General features: G+C 67.3%; 22 protein-coding genes. 18 read left to right on the forward strand and 4 right to left on the reverse strand.

What is annotated here, in order from left to right; genetic code table 11:
* Positions 1 to 327: 327 nt before the first annotated feature.
* Complete coding sequence (gene ubiM / locus KMAL_RS12435; RefSeq protein WP_110096007.1) at positions 328 to 1,506, reverse strand: 5-demethoxyubiquinol-8 5-hydroxylase UbiM; 1,179 nt, start codon at positions 1,504 to 1,506, stop codon at positions 328 to 330.
* A gap of 84 nt (positions 1,507 to 1,590) precedes the next feature.
* On the reverse strand, positions 1,591 to 2,190 hold the full coding sequence (locus tag KMAL_RS12440) for a nitroreductase family protein (RefSeq protein WP_110096008.1): 600 nt from the start codon (positions 2,188 to 2,190) through the stop codon (positions 1,591 to 1,593).
* A 204-nt stretch (positions 2,191 to 2,394) separates the two neighbouring features.
* Here KMAL_RS12440 and hisB point away from each other — a divergent pair, with 204 nt between their 5' ends.
* The 7 genes from hisB (at position 2,395) to KMAL_RS12475 (ending at position 7,182) form a co-directional block, all read left to right on the forward strand.
* Positions 2,395 to 2,991, forward strand: a complete 597-nt coding sequence (gene hisB, locus KMAL_RS12445) for an imidazoleglycerol-phosphate dehydratase HisB (protein WP_110096022.1) — start codon at positions 2,395 to 2,397, stop codon at positions 2,989 to 2,991.
* Positions 2,988 to 3,374, forward strand: a complete 387-nt coding sequence (locus KMAL_RS12450; RefSeq protein WP_239020127.1) for a hypothetical protein — start codon at positions 2,988 to 2,990, stop codon at positions 3,372 to 3,374. The genes hisB and KMAL_RS12450 overlap by 4 nt, the downstream gene beginning before the upstream one ends.
* Before the next feature lie 8 nt (positions 3,375 to 3,382).
* Positions 3,383 to 4,057 (forward strand): imidazole glycerol phosphate synthase subunit HisH, encoded by a 675-nt coding sequence (hisH, locus tag KMAL_RS12455; RefSeq protein ID WP_110096009.1) that lies wholly within the window; start codon positions 3,383 to 3,385, stop codon positions 4,055 to 4,057.
* 9 nt (positions 4,058 to 4,066) lie between these two features.
* On the forward strand, positions 4,067 to 5,413 hold the full coding sequence (gene hisA / locus KMAL_RS12460; RefSeq protein WP_110096010.1) for a 1-(5-phosphoribosyl)-5-[(5-phosphoribosylamino)methylideneamino]imidazole-4-carboxamide isomerase: 1,347 nt from the start codon (positions 4,067 to 4,069) through the stop codon (positions 5,411 to 5,413).
* The gene (hisF, locus tag KMAL_RS12465) at positions 5,413 to 6,174 is read left to right on the forward strand and encodes an imidazole glycerol phosphate synthase subunit HisF (RefSeq protein WP_110096011.1); all 762 of its coding nucleotides are present in this window, start codon (positions 5,413 to 5,415) and stop codon (positions 6,172 to 6,174) included. The genes hisA and hisF overlap by 1 nt, the downstream gene beginning before the upstream one ends.
* Before the next feature lie 55 nt (positions 6,175 to 6,229).
* Positions 6,230 to 6,706, forward strand: a complete 477-nt coding sequence (locus KMAL_RS12470) for a phosphoribosyl-ATP diphosphatase (RefSeq protein WP_180999823.1) — start codon at positions 6,230 to 6,232, stop codon at positions 6,704 to 6,706.
* 98 nt (positions 6,707 to 6,804) lie between these two features.
* On the forward strand, positions 6,805 to 7,182 hold the full coding sequence (locus KMAL_RS12475) for a histidine triad nucleotide-binding protein (protein ID WP_110096012.1): 378 nt from the start codon (positions 6,805 to 6,807) through the stop codon (positions 7,180 to 7,182).
* Positions 7,183 to 7,306: 124 nt separating this feature from the next.
* On the opposite strand, the gene KMAL_RS12480 is transcribed toward KMAL_RS12475, so the two are convergent.
* Positions 7,307 to 9,121: an ABC transporter ATP-binding protein gene (locus KMAL_RS12480; RefSeq protein ID WP_239020128.1), complete on the reverse strand. Its 1,815-nt coding sequence runs from the start codon at positions 9,119 to 9,121 to the stop codon at positions 7,307 to 7,309.
* 203 nt (positions 9,122 to 9,324) lie between these two features.
* Here KMAL_RS12480 and nth point away from each other — a divergent pair, with 203 nt between their 5' ends.
* Positions 9,325 to 10,044 carry an endonuclease III gene (nth, locus tag KMAL_RS12485; RefSeq protein WP_110096014.1) on the forward strand — a complete coding sequence of 240 codons (720 nt, stop codon included), beginning with the start codon at positions 9,325 to 9,327 and terminating at the stop codon, positions 10,042 to 10,044.
* A gap of 176 nt (positions 10,045 to 10,220) precedes the next feature.
* Here nth and KMAL_RS12490 read toward each other — a convergent pair whose 3' ends face one another.
* Complete coding sequence (locus tag KMAL_RS12490; RefSeq protein ID WP_239020129.1) at positions 10,221 to 12,350, reverse strand: ComEC/Rec2 family competence protein; 2,130 nt, start codon at positions 12,348 to 12,350, stop codon at positions 10,221 to 10,223.
* 206 nt (positions 12,351 to 12,556) lie between these two features.
* Between KMAL_RS12490 and gltX the strand changes: the two genes are divergently transcribed.
* From gltX to KMAL_RS12540, 10 genes are all read left to right on the forward strand, one after another.
* Positions 12,557 to 13,960 carry a glutamate--tRNA ligase gene (gene gltX / locus KMAL_RS12495; RefSeq protein ID WP_110096015.1) on the forward strand — a complete coding sequence of 468 codons (1,404 nt, stop codon included), beginning with the start codon at positions 12,557 to 12,559 and terminating at the stop codon, positions 13,958 to 13,960.
* Entirely contained in the window at positions 13,953 to 14,939 is a 987-nt protein-coding gene (locus KMAL_RS12500) for an aspartate carbamoyltransferase catalytic subunit (RefSeq protein ID WP_275399302.1), read from the forward strand. The genes gltX and KMAL_RS12500 overlap by 8 nt, the downstream gene beginning before the upstream one ends.
* Positions 14,936 to 16,231 carry a dihydroorotase gene (locus KMAL_RS12505; RefSeq protein ID WP_110096016.1) on the forward strand — a complete coding sequence of 432 codons (1,296 nt, stop codon included), beginning with the start codon at positions 14,936 to 14,938 and terminating at the stop codon, positions 16,229 to 16,231. Before KMAL_RS12500 ends, KMAL_RS12505 begins: the two co-directional genes overlap by 4 nt.
* Positions 16,228 to 16,884: a glycerol-3-phosphate 1-O-acyltransferase PlsY gene (gene plsY / locus KMAL_RS12510; RefSeq protein ID WP_110096017.1), complete on the forward strand. Its 657-nt coding sequence runs from the start codon at positions 16,228 to 16,230 to the stop codon at positions 16,882 to 16,884. Before KMAL_RS12505 ends, plsY begins: the two co-directional genes overlap by 4 nt.
* Positions 16,881 to 18,008 carry a DNA-processing protein DprA gene (gene dprA, locus KMAL_RS12515; RefSeq protein ID WP_110096018.1) on the forward strand — a complete coding sequence of 376 codons (1,128 nt, stop codon included), beginning with the start codon at positions 16,881 to 16,883 and terminating at the stop codon, positions 18,006 to 18,008. The genes plsY and dprA overlap by 4 nt, the downstream gene beginning before the upstream one ends.
* A gap of 43 nt (positions 18,009 to 18,051) precedes the next feature.
* Positions 18,052 to 20,814, forward strand: coding sequence for a type I DNA topoisomerase (gene topA / locus KMAL_RS12520; RefSeq protein WP_110096019.1), 2,763 nt, complete (start codon positions 18,052 to 18,054; stop codon positions 20,812 to 20,814).
* Positions 20,815 to 20,816: 2 nt separating this feature from the next.
* Entirely contained in the window at positions 20,817 to 23,099 is a 2,283-nt protein-coding gene (locus KMAL_RS12525) for a ribonuclease R family protein (RefSeq protein WP_110096020.1), read from the forward strand.
* Positions 23,096 to 24,817, forward strand: a complete 1,722-nt coding sequence (locus tag KMAL_RS12530; RefSeq protein WP_110096021.1) for a S41 family peptidase — start codon at positions 23,096 to 23,098, stop codon at positions 24,815 to 24,817. Before KMAL_RS12525 ends, KMAL_RS12530 begins: the two co-directional genes overlap by 4 nt.
* A 65-nt stretch (positions 24,818 to 24,882) precedes the next feature.
* On the forward strand, positions 24,883 to 25,227 hold the full coding sequence (locus KMAL_RS12535) for a DUF1491 family protein (protein WP_180999824.1): 345 nt from the start codon (positions 24,883 to 24,885) through the stop codon (positions 25,225 to 25,227).
* 245 nt (positions 25,228 to 25,472) lie between these two features.
* The coding region (locus KMAL_RS12540; protein ID WP_239020130.1) for an outer membrane protein at positions 25,473 to 26,218 on the forward strand (746 nt) is incomplete at its 3' end.

The following is a 26,218-nucleotide window of genomic DNA, read 5'->3' on the forward strand; positions in this document are numbered from 1 at the left end:
AAACGTCTCGGCCAGTCGATCAGTCACCCAATCCAACCGCACCTCCACCATGCCTACACAAGGTAAACACAGCAAAACGCCGCCAACATATCCCTTCCAGTCTCTATTCTATTGTCAATGAACCCCGACCACCTAAACCGTTAACCCAACCGGGCCAAACACTCTAGAAAACCAGACCGCTAAACTCAAGAACTTTCTGCCCCCGAAGCGGTGAACGGGGATATAGGCCCCTCACCCACCACCGTCAATCCAAAAATGAAAAAAAGATCGTTTTTTGTGTTCCGATGACGCAACAAGCCCTTGGATGAAAACGGATTTCCGCCGGTTTCACGCCGATTTCTGACGATCCATCAGCATATCGGTCACGGCCTTCTTGAACGGGGAAAGCGCGTCAGCCACCTGCAGCCCCACGCGGCGCAGCTGACGGAACGGCAGTTCATCACGCGTATAAAGGGTGGCGATTCCGTTCGTCGCGGCAAACAGGGGCGCGGTGGCAAGGCGATGCCGGCGCTCGAACCGACGCAGGACCGACAGGCTGCCGATCTCCTCCCCCTTTGCCATTGCCGCACCGATCTCCTGCGCCAGCGTTTCCTGCCCCTTCAGGCCGAGGTTGAACCCATGGGCGGTAATCGGGTGCATGCCCACCGCCGCATCCCCCACCAGCGCAAAGCCCGGCATGACGAAACGGTGCGCATAGACACCACGCAATGGATAGACATGGCGCGTGCTGACCAGCCGCATGCGCCCCAGGCGGTTGCCCACCCGCTGCATGATCTGTTCGTTGAACGCATCGCGCTCCATGTGGCGCAGTTCCTCGATCCGGTCCGGCGGAAGGGTCAGGACGATGGAAGACGCCCCCCCGTTGACCGGCAGCAGGGCCACGGTCTGCCCTTCATCGAACCACTGGGTCGCCACATGATGGTGGGGGGAATCATGCGCCATGCGGCATACCAGCATGGAGCGACGGAAATCGTGCATGACCGCGCCGATGCGCTGCATGCGGCGGATCTGGGAAAACCGGCCATCCGCCGCGACGACCAGGCGGGATGTTTCCTCCCCCCCATCATGGACGACCGTCATTTCCCCCCGGCCGTTGCGTACATACCGTGTCGCGGTGCCCGCCTTTATGGTGATGCCCGGACGCTGCGCGGCCTGCGTATACAGGGCGCGGCGGATCAGGTGGTTGGACACGAGGTAGCCCAGAGCCTCCACCCCGCGTCCGCGCGTGTCGAACGTCAGCGGGTGGTTGTGCCGGCCGGTCTCCACCCGCGCTTCACGCAGGGGGGAAACCGCCACCTCCGGGATATGGGGCCATGCGCCCAGCGCCCTGAGCACACCCATCGAATGATGGGTCAGCGCGATTTCACGGCCATCGAACGGCGCTTCGGCCAGTACGGCGGCAGGCGCGCGTTCCAGCACCGTGACCGACAGGCCCTGCGCCTCCAGTGAAAGGGCGGTGGCCAGCCCGACCGGACCGCCACCGATAATCGTCACATCGCTCTGCACGTCTCGGATACTCCTGTGCGCCTGTATCGCCCCGCATGTCGCCGCCTGCGGACACCTTCCGCCACGAACCGTGAGGCCAGGCGGTTACCTGGCGTCGCTGTCATCCACCGCGAAACGGGTGGCCGGGCCATTCCATTGCGCGACATAGCCATCAACCACCGCGCGCCGCGCGGGGCGGGCGTCGGGGCCGGGCGTGCCGACAAACAGGAAACCCGCCAGCCTGTGCGGCGCGTCAAAACCCAGTTCGGCCGCGAACTGCGGGTCATAGGTCACGTCGCCACTGACCCACACCCCGCCGAACCCGGTGAAATGCAGGGCATTGAGCACATTCATCGCCGCGGCGGCCACGGCCATTTCCTGCTCGATCACGGGGATCTTGTGATCGGGACGCAGGTGCATGCCCAGCGCGATGACCAGCGGCATGGTCGAAAACCGGTCGCGCCGTTTCTCGATCTTGGCTTCCGATACCTCGGGGTCGAGGCGCTTCATGCTCGCCACCACCAGTTCGGCGACACGGGCGCGGGCGTCGTCACGGATCACGACATACCGCCACGGCCGCAGCCGCCCATGGTCGGGGGCGCACATCGCGGCGGACAGGATCCGTTCCAACTGCGCCGCATCGGGCGCGGGCTGCACCAGCGCATCGGTGGAAAAACGTGACAGCAGAAGGTCAAGCGGGGTCATTTTACATGTTCCTTCGATATGCGGGGCGGGCACAGGTCAGGGCCACATCCATGGCGGGCGATGCCAGCGTCGCCGCGCATCCGCAATGCGCGTCGCACCATGCCGCAGATGTCACCCAAAGCCAAGGCGAAGCACGCATGCGCGCCGGTGCGTGGCAGGATCGGTATGGATTCCACCCTGCGCCTTGCTGTAGAAGCAGAAACCATGACCGAACCCCGCTTAGCCACGATTCACCGCGCCACCAGCGAAACCGACATCACCGTGTCCCTCAACCTTGATGGCACCGGGCAGACACGGATCGCCACGGGCATCGGATTCTTCGACCACATGCTCACCGCGCTGGGCCGGCACAGCATGTGCGACCTGACGGTGGAGGCGAAGGGCGACCTGCACATCGACTACCATCACACGGTGGAAGATACCGGCATCGCGCTGGGCAAGGCCTTTGCCCGCGCGATCGGCGACAAGCGCGGCATCCGCCGGTACGGCAGCGCGCTCGTCCCGCTTGACGAGGCGCTGAGCGAGGCGGTGATCGACATTTCCGGCCGCCCCTACCTTGCATGGTCGGTGGAATTCACCCGTGACAAGATCGGGGAGATGGACACAGAACTGTTCGAGGAATTCTTCCGCGCCTTCGCCATGAGCGCCATGGTGACGCTGCATGTCACGCAGCGTTCGGGCCGCAACTGCCACCATATTGCCGAAGCCTCTTTCAAGGCGCTGGCCCGCGCGCTGCGCATGGCCGCCGAACATGACCCGCGGGCACAGGGCATCGTCCCCTCCACCAAGGGCGTGCTGTGACCTTCTACGCCACCTGGACACCGCCGGGGCAGACCAGGACGGCGCGGGCGACGCTGGTGCCGCAGCGCATGTCGTGGCTGGTCCTGCTGCTGGGGTGGCCGGGGCTTGTGGCGCGGGGCTGTCCCCTTGCCGGGCTGATGGCGGGTGGCGTGGCCCTGATGGCATGGGCCGCGGTCCCCCACGGGCTGGCACTGATGGTGGTGCTGGTGGCGATGCATGTGCTGCTTGCGCTGTGCGCCGCCGATATCCGGGGATGGGAACTCGGCCTGCGTGGCATGGCCCCCGGCCCGGTCGTCATGGCCCACGATGCCGATGACGCGCGCCTGCGCCTGATGCACGCCCACGTGGCGCACGCCGACGCCCCCTCCACCCCGATCGCATGAGAACACCGATGCCCGCCCCACAGCCCCAGTCCATCGTCGTCATCGACTATAACGGCGGCAACCTTGCCTCCGCCGCGCGGGCACTGACGCGCGCGGCGCTCGATTGCGGCATCGCGGCCGATGTCACCATCACCGCCGACCCGCAGGCCGTGCTGGCGGCGGACCGGATCGTCCTGCCCGGGCAGGGGGCATTCGCGGACTGCGCGGCGGGGCTTGCGGCGCAACCGGGCCTGCGTGACGCCATCATCGCCGCGACCGATGACGGCACCCCCTTCCTTGGCATCTGCGTGGGCATGCAGCTTATGGCCACGCGCGGGCGCGAACATGGCGTCACGCCGGGATTCGGATGGATCAGGGGGGACATCACCCTGATGTCCGCGCCCGGCCTGCGCCTGCCGCAGATGGGATGGAACCAGCTGGATTTCACGCCGGGCGCCCATCCCCTGACCGAAGGGCTGTCACCGGATGCCCATGGCTATTTCGTGCATTCCTTCGCCCTGAGCGGCCATGACCCCGCGACGCTGGTGGCCACGACGGATTATGGCGGCGCGGTGCCGGCCATCGTCGCGCATGGCAACCGCGCGGGCACGCAGTTCCATGTCGAGAAAAGCCAGAAGGTGGGACTGCGCATCCTTGCGAACTTCCTGCGCTGGACTCCCGCCCCGGCCCTGGGCGCGGCATAGGGAGCCGGCATGAACACCGCCCCCGCCCCGCGCCTGACCACGGAACGGCTGCAGTCCCTGTCGGAAGACGACCTGCAGTCGCTGTGCGAGGCCACGCATGCCGCGATCCTGGATGGCGGCGGGTTCGGCTGGCTGTCGCCACCGCCGCATGACGTGCTGGAACGCTATTTCCGGGGCCTGCTGCTGGTGCCCGAACGCCAGCTGTTCGTTGCGCGCCATGATGGCGTGATCGTCGGCGCGGCGCAGATGGTCCGCCCGCCACGCAATAACGAGGCGCAGGCGATGAGTGCCGCGCTGATGCATTTCTACATCGCGCCCTATGCCCGCGGGCTGGGGCTGGGCCGCCTGCTGCTGACCGAGGTGGAGCAGTGCGCCCGCGCGATGGGCTACCAGATCCTCAACCTCGACGTCCGCGCGACGCAGGAAGACGCCGTCGCCCTGTTCCGCGCGCACGGATTCTACCACTGGGGCACGCATCCCAGCTACGCCCGCGCGAACGGACAGACCGTCAGCGGGCTTTTCTTCACCAAGCGCCTGCAGGATGATGAGCGGATCGTGCCCGCCCACCCGCAGGATACCTCCACCCCCATCCCTGCCGCAGGACATGCCGCCGTGACCGGACACAGCCTGACACTCTATCCCGCAATCGACCTCAAGGACGGATCGTGCGTGCGCCTGCGCCGTGGCGAAATGGACCATGCCACCGTCTATTCCGACGATCCCGGCGCACAGGCGCGCGCGTGGATCCATGCCGGTTACAGATGGCTGCATGTCGTGGACCTCAACGGCGCATTCGCCGGGCGTTCGGCCAATACCGAGGCGATCGAGGCGATCATCGCCAACGCCACCGTCCCGGTGCAGCTGGGCGGGGGGCTGCGTGACCTTGAAAGCATCGGCCACTGGCTGTCGGCCGGGATCACGCGCGTCATCCTTGGCAGTGTCGCGGTCAAGAATCCCGACCTCGTGCGTGAGGCATGCCGCCTGTTCCCCGGCCGCATCGTCGCGGGCATCGACGCGCGCAGCGGGCAGGTCGCGACCGAAGGCTGGGCCGAGACGTCGGAGATGAAGGCCGTGGACCTTGGCCTGCGGATGCAGGATGCGGGCGTCGCCAGCGTGATCTTCACCGAAATCAGCCGTGACGGCATGCTGACGGGCATCGACATCGCGCAGACGGCGGAACTGGCGAACACGCTTGACATCCCCGTCATCGCCAGCGGCGGCGTCGGCAGTCTGGAGCATCTGGAGGCCCTGCGCGCCGCCACCGCGCAGGCGCCGGGGATCGAGGGCGTGATCGTCGGGCGCGCGCTGTATGACGGGCGGATCAATCCCGCCGACGCGCTGCGGGTGCTGGCCTGATGCTGAAACTGCGCGTCATCCCCTGCCTCGACGTCAAGAACGGGCGCGTGGTCAAGGGCGTGAACTTCGTCTCCCTGCGCGATGCGGGCGACCCGGTGGAACAGGCGGCGGTGTATGACGCGGCGGGGGCGGATGAACTGACGTTCCTCGACATCACCGCCAGCAGCGAAAACCGCGACACCATCCTCGATGTCGTCAACCGCACGGCCGAACGCATCTTCCTGCCGCTGACGGTGGGGGGCGGCGTGCGCACGACCGACGACATGCGCCGCCTTCTGCTGGCGGGCGCGGACAAGTGCGCCATGAACTCCGCCGCGGTCACGCGCCCCGACCTCATCAGCGAGGCGGCGCAGAAATTCGGCAGCCAGTGCGTGGTCGTGGCCATCGACGCGCGTTCGGACGGGCATGGATCGTGGGAGGTCTATACCCATGGCGGGCGCACGCCGACCGGGCGCAACGTCATCGACTGGTGCCGCGAGGTGGCCGAACGGGGCGCGGGCGAAATCCTGATGACCAGCATGGACCGCGACGGCACGGGCAAGGGATTCGACCTCGACCTGCTGCGCGCGGCCTGCGGCGCGGTGCGCGTGCCGATCGTCGCCTCCGGCGGGGTGGGCGACCTGCAGCATTTCGTCGAGGGGGCAAAGGCCGGCGCGACCGGGCTTCTGGCCGCCAGTGTCTTCCATTTCGGGCAGTTCACCATCCCGCAGGTCAAGCAGGCGCTGGCCGCAGCGGGCCTGCCGGTGCGCCAGACCTGCTGACCTGACGACGCGCCCCGCACACACGCACAGCCGCCACGCACGGAAAGGACATACGATGCCCAAGCCCCCCAAATCCAAGCCTGCCGCCGACAAGCCCGCCAAGGCAAAGAAGGTGGCCGCCCCCAAGGCCCCGGCCAAGACGGTTTCCAAGGCCGCGACAAAGGCGCGCGCCGCCGACCTGATCGAGGAAATGCCGCTGGCGACGCCCGACGTGCTCGACCGGCTGTTCGCGGTGGTGAGTTCGCGGCGTGGCACGGATACGTCCATCAGCCATTCGGCCCGCCTGCTGGCGCGCGGGCGGCGCAAGATCGCCCAGAAATTCGGCGAGGAAGCGGTCGAATGCCTGATCGAGGCCGTGGCCGGCAACCGTGACGAACTGATCAGCGAAAGCGCCGATGTGCTGTACCACCTGATTGTCATGTGGGTGGACGCGGGCGTGGAACCGAACGAGGTCTGGTCCGAACTGCTGCGCCGCGAGGGGACAAGCGGCATCGCGGAAAAGGCCGCCCGCCCCCGCGACCCGCTGGCGTAAACGTCGCGGCGGACAATCCCGCCCGTGCGCGATATTGTGCGATACGCCGCCATGCGGCACCATCGCCCCACACCACCTGACAGAGGACAGACACAGACATGGCCGTAAAGGGAAACGTACCGTACGATCCGCAGAACGTCTTTGCGCGCATCCTGCGCGGCGAACTGCCGTGCAACAAGGTCTATGAAAACGACTATGTCCTTGCCTTCCACGACATCGCGCCCAAGGCACCGATCCATGTTCTGGTGATCCCCAAGGCGCCGTATGTCTCCTTTGCCGATTTCAGCCAGAACGCGTCGGAGGCGGAGATCACCGGCTTTACCCGCGCGGTGGGGCAGGTCGCACGCATCCTGCAGGTTGACGGGCCGGGATACCGCCTGCTGTCGAACGTGGGCGAGGAAGGCGGCCAGGAAGTCCCGCATTTCCATGTCCATATCTTCGCGGGGCGTGCGCTTGGCCCGATGCTGCCGGAATAATTCCTGTCAGTGCCTGTTAAAATTGACTGTCAAAATTTAAAAGTTTTTGGTGAAGCTTTTTTCAAAAAGCTTCAAAGAACGTCGCCTTTTTGAAAAAAGGCGACACCCAAAAACTCTTAAAACTTCAGGCCGATGCCGCCTCCCCCGACTGCAGCGCGAACAGGCGGTGATACAGTCCGTCGGGGCGGGCCATCAGGGCCTCATGCGTCCCGTCCTCGCACACCTGCCCGTGGCGGAAGACGATGATGCGGTCCAGCCCCACCACCGTGGACAGGCGATGGGCGATCACCAGCACGGTCCGCCCCGCCATCAGGCGCTCCATCGCCTGCTGGACCAGCAGTTCGGATTGTGAATCGAGGCTGGAGGTCGCCTCGTCCATGACGAGGATGCGCGCGTTGCTGAGGAACGCGCGCGCGATGGCAATGCGCTGGCGCTCGCCCCCCGACAGCTTGACCCCGCGTTCGCCCACCATCGTCGCGTATCCCTGCGGCAGGCGTTCGATGAAGTCCGCCGCATTGGCCAGCCGCGCCGCCTGCATGATTTCGTCCATGGTCGCATCAGGCCGGCCATAGGCGATGTTGTCACGCAACGAACGATGGAACAGCAGGGGTTCCTGCGGAACGATGGCGATGGACGACCGGACGGAGGCCTGCGTCACCGTGGCGATGTCGGTGCCATCAATGGTGATCCGCCCCGCCCGCACGTCATACAGCCGCTGCAGCAGTTTCGTCAGCGTCGTCTTGCCCGACCCCGACGGCCCCACCAGCCCGACGCGGCTGCCTGCCGGGATATCGAGGGTGAGGTCCGCAAACAGCGGCGCACGCCCCTGCCCCACGTAACCGAACCCGACATGTTCGAAACGGATATGCCCCTGCGTCACATGCAGCGCGGGCGCGCCGGGCGCGTCCACCACGCCGGGAGGCCGGGCAAACAGGCTGACGAGTTCGTCCATCTCGTTCACCGAACGCTGGACGATGGAGATCTGCTGCCCGATATCGCGCAGGTATCCCTGCACCACGAACATCATCGTCAGCACATAGGCCACATCCCCGGCATTTGCGCGCCCGTATGTCCACAGCACCACCACGGCGGCGATCATGCCGATCCGCATGAGCAGCGCCGCCAGCGCCTGAAGGTTGGCGCTGTTGGTGCCGCGCAGCCATGAACGCACGGTGCGCTGCCGCCAGCGCCCGACGATCCATGCCAGGTGCGCGTCCTCGCGCTGTTCCGCGCCACTGGCCTTGACCACGGCGTTGCACGTCACCGCATCCGCCAGCGCCGCGCCCATGCGCGTATCCCACGAATTCGCAAGGCGCGACGCCGGGGCGACATACTGCAACGTTAGCACGACCGACAGCGCCACCAGCGCCACCGACCCCGCCGCCAGCAGCAGTCCCATCACCAGCCAGTGCAGGCCCAGCACAAACGTCGTGACCACCAGCACCAGTGCCTCGGGCAGCAGCAGGAGCATGATGGTATCGCCCAGCGTATCCATCGCCCATGTGCCGCGCGTGATCTGGCGCACGGTGGACCCGGCGAAATTGTTGGCGTGCCATTCGCTGGAAAAACGCTGCACGCGGGCGAAGGCCCCGGTCATGATGTTTTCCATGACGCGGGAATTGAGGTGCGTGATCCCCCGATATGATGCACGCCGCCCCAGCACGCCCGCCAGCCCCAGCGCGGCCAGCCCCGCGATCATGACCATCGCGTCGTGCCTGCCCTCCGCCGCCGCATGCGCCACGTCATCGACCAGTCGCCCCGCCAGCAGCGGCGTCAGCACGTCGCTCAGCGTCGCGACCAGCACCCCGCCCAGCGTCCAGGCCAGCAGGCCCGGGTGCATCCGCCAGCGCGCGATGGCAAAGCCAAGGACCGCGACAAAGGTACGCCGCGCCCGATCAGGATCGCGCGCCGAAGGAGAAGGAAGCATGGAACTGGTCATGTATATCCCGATACCGCACGCGCGACTGCCGTCGCGCGCATCGATGTAGTGCCACGATGTAAGGGAATGCGCACGACTATCCGACCTTGAGGCCGCGAAACAAGCGCCAAAGTGACACAGGCATGGATTTGGGGCACGGATTTACAGGAGATTGCAAAGGGTGGACAAAGGCCACATTGCCCTATCGTGACGCAGGATCGTGCATGACCACCACCGCCCGCCCCACTTCCCGGCCCAGCCCGCGCCCCGCCCGTCGCGCCATGACGCGCGTCGAGGTCCGCGCCTTCATCGAACAGCTTGCCGCCGCGAACCCGGAGGCACGCAGCGAACTGAACTTCGTCGATGATTTCACGCTGCTGGTCTCTGTCGTGCTGTCGGCGCAGGCAACCGATGCGTCGGTCAACCGCGCCACGGTGGGCCTGTTCGCGGATGCGCCCGACCCGGCGGCTATGGTGGCCCTTGGCGAGGAAAAGGTCGGCGCGCATATCCGCTCCATCGGGCTGTGGCGGACCAAGGCGCGCAATGTCGTCGCCCTGTCGCAACAGTTGCTCGACCGTTTTGGCGGGAAGGTGCCGCATGACCGCGCGGCGCTGGAATCCCTGCCCGGCGTAGGGCGCAAGACCGCGAACGTGGTAATGAACATCGCCTTTGGCGACAGCACGATGGCGGTGGATACGCATATCTTCCGCATCGGCAACCGCACCGGCCTTGCTCCGGGCACCACCCCCCGCGCGGTGGAGGAACAACTCGTCAAACGCATCCCCGCCGAAATGCTGCGCCCCGCCCATCACTGGCTGATCCTGCACGGGCGTTACGTGTGCAAGGCGCGCAGGCCCGAATGCTGGCGCTGTCCCGCCTTTGAACCGTGCCAGTATCGCCTGAAGGAAGATATCCGGCATGAGGCGCCCGCAGCGAAGGCGTAAGAGAAGAGATGTTCTTTTTTGCAAAAAGAACCAAAAAACTCTTTTGAATTATGGATAATTCCAACCCGTATCATTTTTCCAAAATTCAAAAGTTTTTGGTGAAGCTTTTTTCAAAAAGCTTCGAAATACGCCGCCTTTTTTGAAAAAAGTCGCCACCCCCAAACGCCGATCACCCTTCACTCCGCCCGGGCCATCGGCAGGTTGGGCATCCCATGCTGTCCCGGCCCCATCACCCATGGGCGCGCACCGCGCACCTGCCGGTCGGCGCGGACCTCCACCCCCCGATACGGGTCGAGATACAGGGCCTGCGCCCCGGAACGCCACAGCGTCAGCGCATCAATCCGCCGCGCCACATCACGACAGGCCCCATGCCCGCCGGACAGCGTGACGAACACGTCCACCCCGACGCAGGAAGCGCGCTGCGCATCGCGCCACTGCATCATGATCCGGTGCCCCCCACGGGCCAGCACGCACACCCCCGCCCGGCAGGTCATCTGACCGTCCGGCGTGGCCATGTCATCGGCCAGCACCCCGACGCGACGGTCCAGCACACGCGCCCAGTCGCCAAGCACGAACCGGTCCACATGCCCCCGTGGCCCCGCCAGCAGGTCCGGGCCATCCACGACCGCCAGCATCCGTCCCTGCGCCGGGACCAGCACATCGGGCGCACGCACCATCCATGGTGTCGTCATGGCAATGACGATGGGCACGACACCCCACGCCCGCCATGCCGGGCGCGTCCACAGGCACAGCCAGCACAGGCCGAGGAAGAACAGCGCCAGCCCCCACATGGGCATCTGCGGCACGCCGACATGCGCGCCGGGCCAGGCCGCGACATGATGCGCCAGCCAGATGACCACCGCATTGCCCCACCCCATCGGCACCAGCGCCAGCGCCTCCAGCCCCAGCGGCATCAGCAGCAGCGCCAGCATCCCGCACGGCATGATCCACAGGGCCGCCAGCGGCACGGCGATCAGGTTGGCCAGTACGAACCACGCGCCGACATCCGCGAAATGCGCCATCCCCACCGGCAGGCAGGCCACCCCGGCCAGGATGCTGGCCAGTGCCGGATGCGCGATGCGCCCGACGGCGCGCTGCCACGCATACTCCCCCTCCCGCAGCAGGCGCAGCGGATTGGCGCAGGCCTCGAACCCCGCGACCAGCGCCATGACCGCCGCGACCGACATCTGCATCGGCAGTTCAAGCATCTCCTCCGGCTCCAGCAGCAAGAACCCACCCGCCACCAACGCCAGCGAACGGAGCGAGACGACCCTGCGCCCCGTCAGGATGGCCAGCGTCGCCACCGCCGCCATGACAAGACTGCGCTGCGCCGGAAGGTGCGCGCCCGTCAGCAGTACGTACCCACATCCCAGCGCCAGCCCCGCCACCGCCGCGACCTGCCGGCAGGGCCAGCGCAGCGCCGCATGTTCCGACAGCGCCAGCACCATCCGCACCGCCGCGATGCCCAGCCCCATGACGATGCCAAGGTGCAGTCCCGCCACCGCCAGCAGGTGCGCCAGCCCCGAATCCGCGAAATCCGCGCGCGTCCGTGCAGAAATGCCGCCCGAACGCCCCGTCAGCAACGTCACGGCCATCGCCCCGCGCTGCCCCGGCAGGACGGCCATGATGCGGGCTGCGACATGCGCGCGCACCCGCCCCAGCCACAGGTTCCATCCCCCGGCCCCGCCTGCGGTGATGACGGGCACGTCCAGCGCCCGGCCCGACCCGCCGATCCCCGCGAACCAGGCCCGCCGCTGCGCATCGTACCCGCCCGGCAGGTCGGGCGGCATTGGCGGGCGCAGCAGCGCACGCACCGTAACCCACATGCCCGGCGCCAGCGCCTGCGTGTCGTCATCGCGCAGGCGAAGGCGGATCACACGCCGCATCGGCGGCATGCCCGCATCAATGCCCCCAAGCAGTTGCACATGCCCGATGTCCACGCGGCGGCGCGTCCCGCCATCGGGGGACGCCACATCCTCCACCGCCATGACCTGTCCGCGCAGGTGCGTGGCGCGGTGCGGCAGGTCGGGAAAAGGCGGGGCATGGTGCGCCGCCGCCCACGCGGCAAGGAACCCGCACGCCATGGCGCACGACAGTCCGGCACCGATACGCACGCGCAGCCACCCGCCCCGCCAGCGCACCAGCACCGGCCCGGCCAGCGCAACCATGACGAGGGCCACGACCCATCCCATGGCGGGTTCGCGCGACAGGGTGAAATAGGCAGCATTCCCCGCCCCCATCGCCACCGGCAGCCACAGCGCCAGCCGCCCCCGCTGCGCCCACAGCCGCTGTGCCAGAATCGCCACGAACGGGGAGGATTTCCGCACGGCATGCTGCCACAGGGAATGCCATGGGGCGTGGGGAATGGGGCGGCTCCGTCGGGTTGGTGCGAAAGGGCGGCGATTCGTGCCTGTATATCATGCCCGCCCGTCGTCACATTGGCGGGGATTGGCGGACACGGACACACCTGCCCCCTGTTGGCAGGACCCAACACATGCTAAGGAGCCGTTTCATGACTGTCCGTACACGCTTCGCCCCCAGCCCCACCGGCCTGCTGCATATCGGCAATGCCCGTGCCGCCCTGTTCAACTTCCTCTATGCCCGCCACCACGGCGGCAAATTCCTCCTTCGTATCGAGGATACGGATCGCGAACGCTCCACCCAGAAGGCGGTGGATGTGCTGTTCGACGGCCTGGCATGGATGGGAATCCAGTCGGACGAGGAACCCGTGTTCCAGTCCACCCGCCAGGCGCGCCATGCCGAGGTGGCCCACGAACTGCTTGAACGCGGGCTGGCCTATCGCTGCTACTGCACCGCCGAAGAGCTCAGGGAAATGCGCGAGACCGCGATGGCGGAGGGACGCCCCCCCCGCTACAACGGCATGTGGCGCGACCGTGACCCGTCCGAGGCCCCCAAGGATGCCCCCTATACCGTGCGCATCAAGGCCCCGCGTGAGGGGGAGACGGTCCTCCACGACCTCGTGCAGGGCGAAGTGCGCGTCGCCAACGCCGAAATGGATGACATGATCATCCTGCGCGCCGACGGCACCCCGGTCTACCAGCTTGCGGTGGTGGTCGATGACCATGACATGGACATCACCCATGTCATCCGCGGCGACGACCACCTGACCAACACCTTCCGCCAGGCGATGATCTATCGCGCGATGGGCTGGGACCTGCCGAAGTTCGCCCACCTGCCGCTGATCCACGGCCCCGACGGCGCGAAGCTGTCGAAGCGCCATGGCGCGCAGTCGGTGGTGGAGTTCCGGGAGATGGGATATCTGCCCGAGGCCCTGAACAACTACCTCCTGCGCCTTGGCTGGGGCCATGGCGATGCGGAGATCCTGTCGCGCGAGGAGCAGATCAAGCTGTTCGACCTCGACGGGGTTGGGCGCTCCCCCTCGCGCATGGACTATGCGAAGCTGCTGCACATCAACGGCGTGTGGATGCGCCAGGCCGATGACACGCGCCTGACCAACGACGTGATGGAACGCCTGTCGCACATGGAGGGCGTGGATACCGGGGATGCGACGCGCGCGCGCGTGCTGCGCCTGATGCCCGGCCTGAAGGAACGGGCCAAGACGCTGGTCGAGCTTGCGGAAAACGCGGCGTTCCTTGGCCGCTCCATCCCGCTGCCGTTCGATGCGAAGGCGCAGAAGCTGCTGACGCCCGAAAACCGCGCGATGCTCGCGCGGCTTGGCACGGCGCTGGCGGCGCTCGACCCGTTCGACGGTCCCGGCATCGACGCGGCCCTGCGGAAGTTTGCCGAGGAAAACGAACTCAAGCTCGGCAAGGTGGCGCAACCGCTGCGCGCGGCCGTCACGGGGTCGAGCATGTCGCCCGGCATCGATGATACGCTGCTCGCACTGGGCCGCGACGAGGTCCTTGCCCGGATAAAGGCCGTTGCCGATGAATGAACGCGCGACACGCTCCCCCGCCCCACCGCGTGCGACGGGGGGGCAGTTCTTTCGCGCATCCCCCCGGCACCTGCTGGGGGTGCAGGGCATGCACCCGACCCGGATCACCCCGATCCTTGACCTCGCCGACAGCTATACGCTGCTGAACCGGTCGCGAAAGACGCCGCGCGACCTGCTGCGGGGCCGCACGGTCATCAACCTGTTCTTCGAGGACAGCACCCGCACCCGCACGTCATTTGAACTGGCGGGCAAGCGTCTGGGCGCGGACGTGGTGAACATGTCGGTCGCCAATTCGTCGGTCAACAAGGGCGAAACGCTGCTGGACACGGCCGCGACGCTGAACGCCATGCATACCGACCTGCTGGTGGTGCGCCATTCGCAGTCCGGCGCCCCCGCCCTGCTGGCGCAGAAGGTGGAGGCCAGCGTCGTCAATGCGGGCGACGGCACGCACGAACACCCCACGCAGGCGCTGCTCGACGCGCTGACGATCCGCCGCCATTTCGGCGGGTTCCATGGCCTGACGGTCGCGATCTGCGGGGATATCAGCCACAGCCGCGTCGCGCGTTCGAACATCCACCTGCTGACGGCCATGGGCTGCACGGTGCGCGTGGTAGGCCCCCCGACACTGGTGCCCGGCGCGATCGCGGCACTGGGTGTTACCATCCATCACACGATGGAAGAGGGCCTGCGCGATGCCGACGTGGTGATGATGCTGCGGGTGCAGCGCGAACGCATGAAGGGCGGGCAGGTGCCCAGCCCGCGCGAATATTTCCGGTATTTCGGGCTGGATAACAAACGCCTCGCCCTTGCGCGGCCGGGGGCGCTGGTGATGCATCCCGGCCCGATGAACCGGGGGGTGGAAATCGACAGCCGCGTCGCCGATTCCGACCAGAGCGTGATTCGCGAGCAGGTGGAAATGGGGGTGGCGGTGCGCATGGCCGTGCTCGACCTCCTCTCCCGCGGGGAGGACACGCGATGAGCACGACCGTCTTTGAAAATGTACGCCTGATCGACCCTGCGAACGGGCTGGACCGGCCCGGCCGCCTGCTGGTGCGCGATGGCGTGATCGCGGGCGTGGACCTGCCGCAGGCCGAAGGCACGCCCGAAGGGGCCGCCATCGTGCGCGGCGACGGGCGCATGGTGCTGTGTCCCGGCCTGGTGGACATGCGCGTCACCATCGGGGAACCGGGGTTCGAATATCGCGAAACCGTGGCCTCGGCCGCGCGTGCCGCCGTCGCGGGCGGGATCACGACCATCGCGGTGCTGCCCAACTGCCTGCCGACGATCGACGATCCGGCGCTGGTGCGCCTGCTCCGCACGCGGGGCGAGGAAACCGGCATGATCGGCATCCTGCCCTATGGCGCGCTGACACGCGGTTGCGCGGGGACGGAGATGGCGGAAATCGGCCTGCTGAACGAAGCGGGCGCGGTGGCGTTTACCGACGGCATCCGCGCGATTGGCGACACGCGCCTGATGCGGCAGTTGCTGACCTATTCCCGCGCGTTCGGCGCGATGGTCGTGCAGCATCCGGAGGACCCGTCGCTGGCGCGCGGCGGATGCGCCACCGACGGCGAACTGGCCACGCGCCTCGGCCTGCCGGGCATTGCGCCTGCGGCAGAGGCGATCCTGATCGCGCGTGACCTGCGCCTTGCGCGCATGACGGGCGGGCGGCTTCATTTCGGCCATGTCTCCACCGCCGAGGGGCTGGACCTGATCCGGCAGGCGAAGGCGGACGGGCTGAATGTCACGTGCGACACGGCCCCCCCCTATTTCGACCTGAACGAGACGGTGATCGGGGATTTCCGCACCTATGCCAAGCTCTCCCCCCCGCTGCGGGCGGAGGCCGACCGGCGCGCGGTGTGCGCGGCACTGGCCGATGGCACGATCGACGCCATCGCGTCCGACCACACGCCGTGCGACGCGGATGACAAGCGCCAGCCCTTTGCCGTGGCCGCGGCGGGTGGCACGGGCCTTGCCACGCTTCTGTCGGTGACGCTGGCGCAGGTGCATGCGGGCAGCCTTGCGCTGACTGACGCGATCGCGCTGCTGACGCACCGCCCTGCCGCCCTGCTGCGCAGCAAGGCCGGGACGCTGGGCGTGGGGGCCGCTGCCGACCTGTGCCTGTTCGATCCCGAACGCGCATGGAAGGTGGAGGCCGGCGAACTGCCCGGCAAGGCGCAGAACACCCCCTTTGATGGCCGCGCGCTGGAGGGACGGGTGCTGGCGACATGGAAGGCCGGGCGGCAGGTGTTCGGCCTGGACGCGGCATGATCTACGGCATTCCATCCTATGACCTGCCGCTCATGGCGGCGGTGGCGTTCCTGTCCTACCTGATCGGCAGCATTCCCTTCGGGCTGGTGCTGACCGCGCTGTCGGGCGGGGGGGACATCCGCAAGATCGGGTCGGGCAATATCGGCGCGACCAACGTCCTGCGCACCGGCAACAAGAAGCTGGCGGCGGGCACGCTGGTGCTCGACGGGACCAAGGGCGCGTTCGCCGTCTTCTGCGCCTTCGTGCTGTGCCCGTTCCATACCGAGGCGGCCGAGGCGCTGGCGGCGGTATGCGCGGTGGCGGGCCACTGCTTCCCGGTCTGGCTGAAGTTCAGGGGCGGCAAGGGCGTCGCCACCGGGCTTGGCTCCGTCATCGCGCTGTCGCCGGCCATCGGGCTGTGCTGCTGCGCCATCTGGCTGATATTCGCCCGTGCGACGCGCATTTCCTCCGCCGGGGCGCTGGTGGCGTTCGCGGCCCTGCCGCTGATCATGGTCTGGCCGGGGCATGTGCCCCTCTCCTCCCCCGTCTATCTGGCGGGCGTGCTGATCGCGGTGCTGATCCTGATCCGCCACCATGCCAACATCACCCGCATCTTCCACGGCACCGAACCCCGCATCGGGCAGGGCCGCGACACGGCCCGGGACGGGACATGACCACGCCGGACCATGCCCATGTGGCCGCCTGCCTGCGGCTTGCACGGACACGGGGCATCGGTCCGGTTTCCTATCACCGCCTGATCCGCACGCATGGATCGGCGCAGGCGGCACTCGACATGCTCTCGCGCGGGCGCGAGGCCGAGCGCGTCCCGCCTGCCAGCGACATCGCCCGCGAAATGGAGCGCACGGCGGCCATTGGCGGGCGCATCCTGGTCCATGGTGACCCGGATTATCCCCCTGCCCTTGCGGTGGTGGCCGATGCGCCGCCCGTCCTGTCGGTCATGGGGGATACGGGCCTGCTGCGCGGGCGCATCGTCGGCGTGGTGGGCGCGCGCAATGCCTCCGCCGGGGGGATGCGTATCGCCCAGAGCCTTGCAACCATGCTGGCGGCGGCGGATGTGACCGTCATGTCCGGCCTTGCCCGCGGGATCGACGCCGCCGCCCATCGCGGCGCGCTGCCGGCGCGACGGACGGTGGCGGCCATCGCGGGGGGCCTGGACTGCCCCTATCCCCCCGAACATGCGCGCCTGCACCACGAAATCGCCGAACAGGGCGCACTGGTGACCGAGGCCCCGCCCGGCACCATGCCCCAGGCGCGGCATTTCCCGCGCCGCAACCGCCTGATCGCGGGAATCAGCCTGGGATGCGTGGTGATCGAGGCTGCATTGCGTTCGGGCAGCCTGATCACGGCGCGCATGGCGCTCGACTATGACAGGATCGTGTTCGCGGTCCCCGGCTCCCCGCTCGATCCGCGCTGCCACGGCAGCAATGACCTGTTGCGCCAGGGGGCGGTGCTGACGGAGAATGAGCGCGACATCCTGCGCGAACTGCCATCGGGGCCGGTGCCCCCGCCTCTTTTCGCGCCAGCGCCCGACCCGGCCCCGATGGCCGTGGAAATGGCGGAAAACATGCCTTCCTCCCCCCGGATGGACGCACAGGGGGCGCATGCGGCGGTGCGTGAACTGCTGTCTTTTGCACCATCGAGTGTTGACGATCTCGTACGGCGCTGCCAGTTCTCGACGGCAACCGTCCTTGCGGTGCTGTCGGAAATGGAGATGTCGGGCCTGATCGACGTCCTTGCGGGGGACATGGTCGTCCTGTCTTCCGCCCCTCCGGCATGACCACGGACAACCGATGGATTGAAACGCGTGATCCGGAGACACAATGACTGACGTCGTGGTGGTCGAATCGCCAGCCAAGGCGAAAACGATCAATAAGTATCTGGGTGACAACTATACCGTTCTCGCCTCCTTCGGGCATGTACGTGACCTTCCGCCCAAGGATGGCAGCGTGCGCCCCGACGAGGGGTTCGCCATGGTATGGGAAGCCGACGAACGCGGCGCCAAGCAGATGGCGGCGATCGCGCGCGCCCTGCGCGGGGCGCGGCACCTGTACCTGGCCACTGACCCGGATCGCGAAGGCGAGGCGATTTCGTGGCATGTCCGCTCCATGCTGGAGGAGAAGAACCTCCTCAAGGGCGTGGACGTGCAGCGCGTGACCTTCAACGAAATCACCAAGAGCGCCATCCAGACCGCCATGGCGCATCCGCGCGACCTCGATTTCCCGCTGATCGAGGCGTATCTGGCACGCCGCGCGCTGGACTACCTCGTGGGCTTCACGCTGTCGCCGGTGCTGTGGCGCAAGCTGCCCGGATCACGCAGCGCGGGCCGCGTGCAGTCCGTCGCCCTGCGCCTGATCTGCGAGCGCGAGGCGGAGATCGAGGTCTTCCGCCCGCGCGAATACTGGTCCATCGCGGCAACCTTCGCCACGCCGAAGGGCGCGACCTTCACCGCGCGCCTGACGCATCTTGATGGCGCGAAGCTTGACCAGTTCGACCTCAATGACGAAGCCCGCGCCATGGCGGCGAAGGCCACGGTCGAGGGCGGCAGCTTCAGCGTCGGCGCGGTGGAGCGGCGCAAGGTCAAGCGCAACCCGCCGCCGCCCTTCACCACGTCCACCATGCAGCAGGAGGCCTCGCGCAAGCTGGGCATGGGCGCGCAGGTCGCGATGCGTACGGCGCAGCAGCTTTATGAAGGCATCGACATCGGCGGCGAGACGGTCGGCCTGATCACCTATATGCGAACCGATGGCGTGCAGATGGCGGGCGAGGCCATCGGCGCGATCCGTTCGCATATCGGCACGACATTCGGCGACGACTATGTCCCCGCCAAGGCCCGCGTCTATTCCACTAAGGCCAAGAACGCGCAGGAAGCGCATGAGGCCATCCGCCCCACCGACGTGCGCCGCAGCCCCGCCGACATGGCGCGTTACCTCAACGCGGACCAGAAGCGGCTGTATGACCTGATCTGGAAACGCTCCGTCGCCAGCCAGATGCAGTCGGCCGAACTCGACCAGGTGGCGGTCGACATCCGCGACGCGCAGGGGCGCTGCACACTGCGTGCCACGGGTTCGATGATCGCGTTCGACGGGTTCCTGCGCCTCTACAGCGAAGGGCGCGACGACAGCGCGACGAAATCCGAGGACGATTCGGACCAGGACCGGATGCTGCCCGCCATGAGCGAGGGCGATGGCCTGAAACGTGGCGACGTCACGGCGGACCAGCATTTCACCCAGCCGCCGCCGCGCTATTCCGAGGCGTCCCTGGTGAAGAAGATGGAGGAAATCGGCATTGGCCGTCCCTCCACCTATGCTTCCATCCTGACGGTACTGCGCGACCGCAACTATGTCCGGCTGGAAAACCGCCGCTTCATCCCCGAGGATCGCGGGCGGCTGGTGACGGCGTTCCTGACCTCGTTCTTTGAACGCTACGTCGATACGCAGTTCACGGCGGGGCTGGAGGAGCAGCTGGACGACATTTCCGGCGGGCGGGCGAACTGGCGCGACGTGATGTCGGCGTTCTGGACCGACTTCTCCCACGCGGTGGACCAGACCAAGGACCTCAAGATCTCCGACGTCATCAGTGCGCTGGACGCGGACCTTGCACCGTATTTCTTCCCGCCGAAGGACGACGGCGGCGACCCGCGTGTGTGCACCGCATGCGGCACCGGGCGGCTGGGGCTGAAGCTGGGGCGCTATGGCGCGTTCATCGGCTGCTCCAACTATCCCACATGCCAGTACACACGCCGCCTTGTCGTTGATCCCAAGGAGGCGGAGGACGCGGATTCCCTGAAGGAAGGGATGCGCGTGCTGGGCAATGCGCCCGATGGCGGGCCGGAAGTCACGGTGCGGCGCGGGCCGTGGGGGCTGTATGTGCAGCTTGGCGAACCCGACCCCGAGGACAAGAAGGCCAAGCCCAAGCGCGCGACCATCCCGCGCGGGATCGAGGGCGACAAGATCACACTGGAACAGGCGGTGGGCCTGCTGTCGCTGCCGCGCATCGTGGGCATCCACCCCGAAACGGGGGAACCGATCGAGGCGGGACTTGGCCGCTTTGGCCCCTATGTGAAGATGGGGGCGGTGTACGGCTCGCTCGACAAGGATGACGACGTCCTGACGGTGGGGCTGAACCGCGCGGTCGATGCGCTGGCGAAGAAGCTGGCCTCCATCCGCACCATCGGCCCGCACCCCAAGGACGGGGAACCGGTGATGGTGCGCAAGGGCCGCTTTGGCCCGTATGTGCAGCATGGGCAGATCGTCGCCACCCTGCCGCGCGGGCAGGACATGAACGATGTCACGATGGACGAGGCGCTGGCCCTGCTGGCGGAAAAGGGCAAGCCGCTGAAGGCCAAGGGCAAGACCACCAAGGCAAAGGCGAAGACCACGACGCGCAGGACGAAGGCGACCAAGGCCACCGACAGCGCAACCGAAGGCGACGCCCCGGCGAAACCCGCACGCAAGACGGCGGCGAAGGCCACCACGAAAAAGGCCACCACCACGAAGAAGGCAGCCCCGAAAAAGGCGACCACCACGCGCACCCGCAAGGCCACGTCCGCCAAAGCCGCGTCGGACACGGACAAGGCCGACTGACGATGCGACAGCCGCGCTGGAACGACGCGGTGCCGGACATGCGAACCGACACTCCGCCCGATGGGTCGCGACAGATGCCCGACCGTGACAGCGTGCGGCAGTTCATCGCCAGCGCGACCGGTCGCGTGGGCAAGCGCGAGATCGCGCGCGCCTTCGGACTCGGGCCGGAGCACAAGGGCGCGATCCGCGACATGCTGCGTGACCTCGCACTCGAAGGTACGGTCGTCCCGGCGGGGGCGAAGCGGTTCCGCGCATCCGACCGCCTGCCGGAATCGGCGGTGGTGCAGGTCACGGGCACGGACCCGGATGGCGACCCGATTGCCCGTCCCGTGGCATGGGCGCAGGAAGGGGCGGCCCCCGTCATCTTCATGCATGCCGAACCGCGTGGCCGTCCCGCGCTGGCGCCGGGGCAGCGCGTTGTCGCGCGGCTCAAGAAAATCGGGCCGGGCAGATACGAGGGCCGGACGCTGCGCCGCCTGGACGATGCGCCGCCACAGGTCGTGGGGCTGTATCGTGCCAGCACGCCCGATGACCCCGGCATGGCCCACACGCCCGCGCGCTACCGCGAGGCCGGGCGCCTGATCCCCGCCGACCGCCGCGCCCGCGCACAGTGGAGCATCCCCGCGGGCGAGGCGATGGACACGCCGGATAACGAAATCGTCATCGCGACCCCGCTGCCACAATCCGGCCCCGGCCTGCACCCGGCGCGCATCATCGAACGGATCGGCCCCGCCGACAGCGCACGCACCATCAGCCTGATGTGCGCCTGCGCCCATGACATCCCCCATGTCTTCCCCATCGAGGCCGTGCAGCAGGCCGATGCCGCGCGCGCCGTGCCCGCGACGGGGCGCGTGGACCTGCGCGATGTGCCGCTGGTCACCATCGACGGGGCGGATGCGCGCGATTTCGACGATGCGATCTATGCCGAACCCGATGGCACGGGATTCCGCCTGATCGTCGCGATTGCCGACGTGGCATGGTATGTCCGCCCCGGCAGCGCGCTGGACCGCGAGGCCCTGCGGCGCGGCAATTCCGTCTATTTCCCCGACCGTGTCATTCCCATGCTGCCCGAAGCCCTGTCGAACGGGTGGTGTTCGCTACGCCCTGGCGAGGACCGGGGATGCCTGTTCGTGGAACTGCATGTCGATTCCGGGGGGGCGATCACGTCGCACCGCTTTGGCCGTGGCCTGATGCGCAGTGCCGCGCGCCTGACCTACGAACAGGCGCAGGCCGACTCCGAAGGGCATGGCGACAGCGTCACCGCGGCCCTTCCTGAGGGGATGGTCAGTTGCCTGTTCGCCGCATGGCGGGTGCTGGCCGCCGCGCGCGCACGGCGCGGCACGCTTGACCTCGACCTCGCGGAACGCAGGGTCGTACTGGATTCATCGGGCCATGTGGAGGAAATCGGCGCGCGCGTCCGCCTCGACAGCCACCGCGTGGTGGAGGAATTCATGATCGCGGCGAATGTCGCCGCGGCACGGGAACTGGAAAACCGACATTATCCGTGCCTTTATCGGATCCATGCCCCGCCTTCGCCCGAAAAGCTCGAGTCACTGCGCGCCGCCCTCGCCACGCTCGACATACGCCTGCCAGCGGCCGGCATGATCACGGCGTCGGACCTTGATGGCGTGCTGCGCGCCACGCGCGGCCTGCCGTGCGCGCCGCTGGTCAATGAACTGATCCTGCGGGCGCAGAACCAGGCGGAATACAGCCCGGACCCGATCGGGCATTTCGGCCTGACGCTGACATCCTACGCCCATTTCACCAGCCCGATCCGCCGCTATGCCGACCTTGTGACGCATCGTGCGCTGATAGACGCCACCGGGCTGGAACGTGGCGGCCCCGACCATGGGCGCGCAGTGCTGGGGCAACTGGAGGAAATCGGTCGCGCGGTCACCGCCACGGAACGCCGCGCGGCGGCGGCCGAACGCGACGCCATCGAACGCTATGCCGCGTCGTGGCTGTCTGGACGGGTCGGCACGGTCATGGCTGGCCGCGTTACGGGCGTTTCGCGCTTTGGCGTGTTCGTGACGCTGGAGTCTACCGGCACGACCGGGCTGCTGCCGCAGGGGGCGCTGCCGGTGGACCAGTGGCACCATGACGAGGTGACGCAGACCCTGTCGGGCCGCAATAGTGGCCTTTCCTTCCGGCTGGGACGCGAAATCGCGGTCCGGCTGGTCGAGGCCTCGACCCTGACGGGCGCACTGGTGTTCGGCCTGCCCGATGAAACGGATGGGGCGCACGCCCCGCACGCACGCGCCCATGCCCGCAGGCGGCGCGGATGAAACGCCGCTCCCTGCTGCCGCCCCTGTGCGCCATGGTGTCCGTCACCATCCTGCGCACCCCGCGGGAGGGGATGCCGCGCGGCCTGCGCACGATCCTGCAGGTGCCGCGCGATACGTTCATCATGATCCTGGTCGTCGCGCGCCTGACGACGGCGGCGCATGCCGATGACGCACTGGTCTCGACCACGCCGGCCGCCCCGCCCCGGCCCCAGCCGGTGCAGGCGACGGATGCCCCCGCCGCATCGGCGCATTTCGACCCGACGCTGACCTCCTCCGTCCTGCATGCCAGCCTGTCCTTCCTCCTGCCCCGCACGCTCGACAGCCATACGGTGCGCGATTTCAGCCTGTGGGGCCTGAACGGGCTGAGCGCGATCGACCCGTCCCTGACGGTGGAGGAACAGCACGACATGCTGCACCTGTCGGTGGCGCAGCATACGGTCCTTGCGCTGGCGACCCCCGCCGCGGACGACCTTGCGGGCTGGACCGATGTCATCACCCGGATGATGCAGACCGCGTGGGACCGTTCCTCCGACATGCGCGCCACCGGGCAGGATGGCATGCTGCAGGGGTTCTTTGACGAACTGTTCAACCACCTTGACCCCTACTCCCGCTATGTCGCGCCCGACGCGGCGGTGTCCGACCGTGGCATCCGCACCGGCGGCACGGCGAGCGCCGGGCTGACGCTGGGGCTGGACCACCATGCGATCATCATCACGGCAGTGAACGCGAACGGCCCGTCATGGCCGACCGCGCTGTCGGCGGGACAGGTGATCTATGCCGTCAATGGCCGCTCCACGCAGGACCGCACGGTGGAGGCGGTCAGCGCGTGGCTGCAGGGACCGCCCGGCAGCCTCGTGCGGTTGCTGGTCGGCGCGCCGGGACGGCACCGCATGACGGTCGCGGTGCGCCGGGAATCGGTCCCGCCGGAGACGGTCTTCGCCTATACCAGCGGCCATCACGTCGTCCTGCACATCACCGCATTTTCGGCCAACACCGCCGAGGAAATGAGCCAGTACCTCGACGAGGCGATGAGCATCGCGCACCTGAGCGGCCTCATCCTCGACCTGCGCGGCAATCGCGGCGGCGTGCTGCAGCAGGCGGTCACGACCTCCGCGCTGATGCTCGACCATGGGGTCGCGGCGATCACACAGGGGCGCGACCCGCAGGCGAACCATGTCTGGGCGGTGCAGGGTGGCGACATGACCAATGGCCTGCCGATCGTCATCCTGGTCGACGGGCGCACCGCCAGTGCGGCCGAAATCCTCGCCGCCGCCCTTGCGGACCAGAAGCGCGCGGTCGTCGTCGGCAGCGCGACGCTGGGCAAGGGTCTGGTGCAGACGATCGGGCAGATGCCCAATGGGGCGGAACTGTTCGTGACGTGGAGTCGGGTCCTCGCCCCGCTGGGATGGCCGCTGCAGGGGCTTGGCGTCATGCCGCAGATCTGCTCCAGCCTTGGCGAGGCCAGCCTTGAACGCCAGCTTCAGGACCTTGCCGGCGGGAACGCGGAAAGCGCGCCGTGGGTGCGCGCGTCGCGGCAGGCGCGCTATCCGATGGAGGTGTCGCGCACGCTGGCGATCCGCAAATCCTGCCCCGCCGCGATCGGCACCGACAACGACCTTGATGCCGCGCATTCGCTGCTCGACAATCCGGAGGAATATCGCGCGGCACTTGCGACCATTCCCGAAGACCCCGCCACACCCCCCGCCCATGCGGAGTAGGGACAGCAATATATTGTGTTATTCCTGCATGCCTCCCTTTGTATTTATGCAAAACTGGAACAGCCATGATGGATGAAGAACCCCGGCTGCGCACCGCGATCTGGGTCAGCGCGGTGCTGCGCCAGGCCAATCTGGCCGGGAATCCCGCCGTTGTGCTCCATCGTGGCGACGCGGACGCAGGTGGCGTGGTGGTGGTGTTGCGCGACCGTCACGACGCGATGTCTGTACTGGCGCAGACGCGTGCCCCCGATGGACGGCGGGCATGGTTCCGGGCTACAGGAGAGGCGGCCGTGGATCAGGCCGCCGTGGATACGTATGTTGAACGGCAGATGAAACGCGATCCGGATCTGTGGGTTGTGGAATTCGAGACGCCTGATCTGGCGCCACCATTTGAGGCAAGGCTGGTATGAAGCGCGTGATCTTGCGAAGGTAACAGAGCGTCATCGAACACGCTGTCATGTGTGACATCTCGCACACAGTTGAAAATGACAGTGGATCACGCCGCCGAAAGCGGCAGTATGGTCACCGCTTATGGATTGTCAGGGTGCGCATCTTTCCGCAAAAGAATGCACAGACTGACCGCCCAGAGGAACATGGCACGTTCACCCGACCGGGCAACATGTTGGAAATGGCCCGTCGAAGGGAGAAGAAGAGTATGAATCTGCGGTACGGACTGCTTGCAGGGTCTTTATTGGCTGGCTCGGTTACCCTGGGCTCCGTGCTTGTATCGGTTCCAGCATTCGCACAGCCCGTTCAGGGCCTGTACATGGCAGGTGAAGGCGGTGCCAGCCTGCCGCAGGGACAGGTCGTGCGCCATTCCGACGCACGCGACAAGTACAGCCCCGGTGATATCGGGGTCGGCAGTATCGGCTATGGCCTCGGCAATGGTTTCCGTGTCGAGCTTGAGGGCCATTTCCGCCATAACAACCTCGAATCCCTTGGCTCCACGGGTGGGAAATACAATGCCCACACCAATGGCCGGCAGGAAGAATCCGGCCTGATGGCCAATGCGCTGTTCGACCTTGATATCGGCAAGAGCTGGCTGTTCCCGTATTTCGGCGCGGGCATCGGCTATGGCTGGCAGAACATGAACGCGCTGATTACCGGCAATTACCAGGGACAGGCCTACAGCCAGCATGTCGGCGGGACATATGGCAACTTCGCCTATCAGGGGATCTTCGGCCTCGCCTTCCCGATTCCCTGGGCCGTCGGGCTGTCGGCCACGGCGGAATACCGGTTCTGGACCATGCTGGGGCCACAGTCGCACCATTCCGTCATTTCCGGCCCGGCCACGGCGGCGCTGAATTCGGATTACGGGTTCCGCAACGGCAACCGTGATACGCGCACCGACTTCAACCATTCGCTGATGCTTGGCCTGCGGTATGAATTCAATCCCGCGCC

The organism is Novacetimonas maltaceti, from assembly GCF_002906255.1.
Lineage (GTDB): Bacteria > Pseudomonadota > Alphaproteobacteria > Acetobacterales > Acetobacteraceae > Novacetimonas > Novacetimonas maltaceti.

What these genes read in the sequence shown, in the direction of transcription:
- hisA (WP_110096010.1), top strand. Translation starts at nt 4,067, where the DNA reads ATGAACACCGCCCCCGCCCCGCGCCTGACCACGGAACGGCTGCAGTCC.
- hisF (WP_110096011.1), top strand. Translation starts at nt 5,413, where the DNA reads ATGCTGAAACTGCGCGTCATCCCCTGCCTCGACGTCAAGAACGGGCGC.
- KMAL_RS12480 (WP_239020128.1), bottom strand. Translation starts at nt 9,121, where the DNA reads ATGACCAGTTCCATGCTTCCTTCTCCTTCGGCGCGCGATCCTGATCGG.
- KMAL_RS12440 (WP_110096008.1), bottom strand. Translation starts at nt 2,190, where the DNA reads ATGACCCCGCTTGACCTTCTGCTGTCACGTTTTTCCACCGATGCGCTG.
- KMAL_RS12530 (WP_110096021.1), top strand. Translation starts at nt 23,096, where the DNA reads ATGAAACGCCGCTCCCTGCTGCCGCCCCTGTGCGCCATGGTGTCCGTC.
- nth (WP_110096014.1), top strand. Translation starts at nt 9,325, where the DNA reads ATGACCACCACCGCCCGCCCCACTTCCCGGCCCAGCCCGCGCCCCGCC.
- KMAL_RS12500 (WP_275399302.1), top strand. Translation starts at nt 13,953, where the DNA reads ATGAATGAACGCGCGACACGCTCCCCCGCCCCACCGCGTGCGACGGGG.
- KMAL_RS12475 (WP_110096012.1), top strand. Translation starts at nt 6,805, where the DNA reads ATGGCCGTAAAGGGAAACGTACCGTACGATCCGCAGAACGTCTTTGCG.
- KMAL_RS12535 (WP_180999824.1), top strand. Translation starts at nt 24,883, where the DNA reads ATGATGGATGAAGAACCCCGGCTGCGCACCGCGATCTGGGTCAGCGCG.
- KMAL_RS12525 (WP_110096020.1), top strand. Translation starts at nt 20,817, where the DNA reads ATGCGACAGCCGCGCTGGAACGACGCGGTGCCGGACATGCGAACCGAC.
- KMAL_RS12470 (WP_180999823.1), top strand. Translation starts at nt 6,230, where the DNA reads ATGCCCAAGCCCCCCAAATCCAAGCCTGCCGCCGACAAGCCCGCCAAG.
- hisB (WP_110096022.1), top strand. Translation starts at nt 2,395, where the DNA reads ATGACCGAACCCCGCTTAGCCACGATTCACCGCGCCACCAGCGAAACC.
- dprA (WP_110096018.1), top strand. Translation starts at nt 16,881, where the DNA reads ATGACCACGCCGGACCATGCCCATGTGGCCGCCTGCCTGCGGCTTGCA.
- plsY (WP_110096017.1), top strand. Translation starts at nt 16,228, where the DNA reads ATGATCTACGGCATTCCATCCTATGACCTGCCGCTCATGGCGGCGGTG.
- hisH (WP_110096009.1), top strand. Translation starts at nt 3,383, where the DNA reads ATGCCCGCCCCACAGCCCCAGTCCATCGTCGTCATCGACTATAACGGC.
- gltX (WP_110096015.1), top strand. Translation starts at nt 12,557, where the DNA reads ATGACTGTCCGTACACGCTTCGCCCCCAGCCCCACCGGCCTGCTGCAT.
- KMAL_RS12505 (WP_110096016.1), top strand. Translation starts at nt 14,936, where the DNA reads ATGAGCACGACCGTCTTTGAAAATGTACGCCTGATCGACCCTGCGAAC.
- topA (WP_110096019.1), top strand. Translation starts at nt 18,052, where the DNA reads ATGACTGACGTCGTGGTGGTCGAATCGCCAGCCAAGGCGAAAACGATC.